Origin of the sequence: Arthrobacter sp. ok362 (assembly GCF_900102785.1) — a bacterium.
GTDB lineage: Bacteria > Actinomycetota > Actinomycetes > Actinomycetales > Micrococcaceae > Arthrobacter.
In genome coordinates, this window is record NZ_FNGC01000022.1 from 1 (window position 1) to 2,707 (window position 2,707).

Annotated in this window: 3 protein-coding genes and 1 rRNA gene; all 4 read right to left on the reverse strand. The window is 62.1% G+C overall.

The window, feature by feature from the left end:
* Positions 1 to 1,086 precede the first annotated feature (1,086 nt).
* The gene (locus tag BLQ10_RS20680; protein ID WP_091564878.1) at positions 1,087 to 1,707 is read right to left on the reverse strand and encodes a hypothetical protein; all 621 of its coding nucleotides are present in this window, start codon (positions 1,705 to 1,707) and stop codon (positions 1,087 to 1,089) included.
* 15 nt (positions 1,708 to 1,722) lie between these two features.
* On the reverse strand, positions 1,723 to 1,911 hold the full coding sequence (locus tag BLQ10_RS22900) for an RNA polymerase sigma factor (protein ID WP_368086534.1): 189 nt from the start codon (positions 1,909 to 1,911) through the stop codon (positions 1,723 to 1,725).
* An 11-nt stretch (positions 1,912 to 1,922) separates the two neighbouring features.
* Positions 1,923 to 2,186, reverse strand: a complete 264-nt coding sequence (locus BLQ10_RS22905) for an RNA polymerase sigma factor (protein ID WP_254785700.1) — start codon at positions 2,184 to 2,186, stop codon at positions 1,923 to 1,925.
* 372 nt (positions 2,187 to 2,558) lie between these two features.
* Positions 2,559 to 2,675: ribosomal RNA gene (rrf, locus tag BLQ10_RS20690) — 5S ribosomal RNA — on the reverse strand.
* Between the last annotated feature and the right edge of the window lie 32 nt (positions 2,676 to 2,707).

Below are 2,707 nucleotides of genomic sequence, written 5' to 3' on the forward strand. Positions count from 1 at the left end.
ATGTGTTAAGCACGCCGCCAGCGTTCATCCTGAGCCAGGATCAAACTCTCCGTTGAAGAAAAACAGACACAACCGGCGCCCCCGGGAAAACGGGAACCACAGGCTGCACAAAATTTGAAACCAGCCAAAAACACCAGACCACACCACGGGGTGGCGGGCCCGGCAAATTCAACCAATTCAATACAATAAATTGGTATCAACAAACTTGGCACACTATTGAGTTCTCAAACAACAGACACACCCGGCACCACCACAACCAATCGGTCAAGGATCGCTCCGGAGCAACTTTTCAAACTTACCCGAGTCCGAAACACTTTGCAAATCAACGTTTCCGCGACCCACAAACCATCCGACCCGCCCCCACCCGAACCCGGAGCGCACGAAACGCCGACCAGATCCGGTCTTGAAATTTAGGGGATTGGCCGCCTCCGGTTCCCAGCTTTGCGCTGGTCTCCCTCTCGGCGACTTAGAAAACAATACACCCACCCAAGCCCCGCCGCAACTCCACCCCACACACCCGCCCCACCACCCCAAAACCCCGCCAACACAGGCCACACCCACCCACCACACACCCCAACACCCACCCCACCAGCCCCACCCGCAACTGTGCAGTGCATCACCACAACACCAGCCGCCGCCGGCGGCACCACCGAACGAACAACCCCACCACCGGCGGCCGGGCACGGCACCCAGGCCGCGGCCGGGCACGGCACCCAGACCGTAGCCGGGCGCAATGGGAGGCCTGGCACTGCGTTTGGCAAGACACTTCCCATGCGCCCCGCCACGCCGCAAGACCGATCAACCGGTTCTCCTACCGGGCCGAAGATTCCGTGGCTGCCTTTGGCCGCATTACCTCCGACTACGAGCCCTCCCATTCCCCGGCGGCGCCGGCACCGGCGAGCCGGTGATCGTCCAGGGAACCCTGGAGGGGGTCCGGGAAGGAAGGGGCAGCACCGGACCAGCGCCAGCGAATGCGCGCACTACCGATCACCGTTTCCCTTCTGGGTCATGCACGGGAACCGAGAAGGACTTGCCGCGCCATGACTCTTGCCAGACAGCTGCATCCTGGACGGAGGCGAGCTAGAGTCAGCTTGCCGGGGCGTCCGCGGTTGGAAGGACCGGGGATAGCGAGGGGTAGGAAGGAATGCCACTGCCTGGGCCCGATGCTTCGAAAATACCGACTTTGGTTTGCCCGTCGCTGAGGAACACGGGGATCTCGCGTGGTGGACGGGGAGTGTTGAAGTTCTTCACTGCGTCTTCCGGGCTGGTGGGCATGGGGCCGCCGAACAGGTCTTTGGCATAGACGTAACCGGAAACACTATTGATCGCTATGACCGCGATCAGATCTGGGGTCCCGCTCTCGGGGCTTTCGACGCCATAGGTCTCGCCCTTGGCGTTGACGCCCAGCGCGGTTCTGACCTGCTTTACATAGTTCGCCGTGAGCTGCCAGCGGTATGCGGGGTCGGTCGTGATCGTCACGCTGTGTTGCCCCGGGTTCAGAGGGAGGGTGTAGCGCGACTCGTTCAATCGCTCATCGATGTCGATTTGGGTGAAACTTGCGCTGGCGCCGCCCGGGAACCCGAACCATCCGGGAGTTAGAGCGATCAGTTTCAATTCGATGCCGGTGGTCCCTCCGGGCGGGTCGCCGAGCTCGACCGTCGCAGTTCCTGTGTAGGCCTTCTTCGAGTGCTCTGCTGAACCGGTCATCGACGCGTAGCTGGTTCATGACCGTTCTCCTTCCAGAACCGGGGTGGTGGAGATGGGGGCAGGTTGTGTCCCCTGAAGCGCGTTCTTCATTCGCTGGCGTGCCCGGTGCATTCGTGTTTTGGCCGCGCCCGGGGTCAGTCTGAGTACGGCCGCCGCGGCGGCGATGGAGTATTCCTCAAAGACGACCAGGCTCACCAGATGCACGTCCTCGGCGTTCAGGGCTCCAAGAGCCAGGGCCAGATGACGAGCAGCCAGGGAAGAACAGATCCTTCGACGATCCGAACCTTGGCCCGGGATCTCCAGAGTTCAAGAAACGCGGTGGCCATGATGTCCTCAGCATCGTGCCGGTCACCTGAGAGCCGGTACGCGTGGCGGAAGATCCTATTTCGGTGCCGGGCATACAACACTCTGAAGGCCTCGCCCTCGCCCTTGATGCTGCGGGACCACAGCCCCTCATCACCGGATTCAATGTTCCCCATGCCCTGTATTGTCCGTGAGGGGCCAAAAGGTTACACATATCCGAAGGATCTTTAGAGAAATTCTCCAGAGGGCTACCCGGCGGTGGCGGTCATCAGGACTCATGCCCGATCCCTGCCGCGGCCATCCTTAGGCGAACCCATTCCGGGCCGCTCGGTCAATGAGGCCATCCATAAGGTGATCGATGGCGGCAAGGCCCTCTGTGGGGCGTGGAAGCCCGCACCGAGAGAATGGAAGTAGGCCAGCAGTTCGATTGTGGCACCGTTGAAGGTCAGACGGTCAACGACCGAAGCGCCGGCGGTCCTGGCGGGGTGTTTGGGGGTTAAATGCGGGAGGACCCCCAACGTGGTTGGGGGTCCTCGACCTGAATGGTTGTCCGGCGGTGACCTACTCTCCCACACCCTCCCGGGTGCAGTACCATCGGCGCTGTGGGTCTTAGCTTCCGGGTTCGGGATGGGACCGGGCGTTTCCCCCACGCTATGACCGCCGTAACCCTGTGTCCGCACCCGCCGGCGCCCTGGGG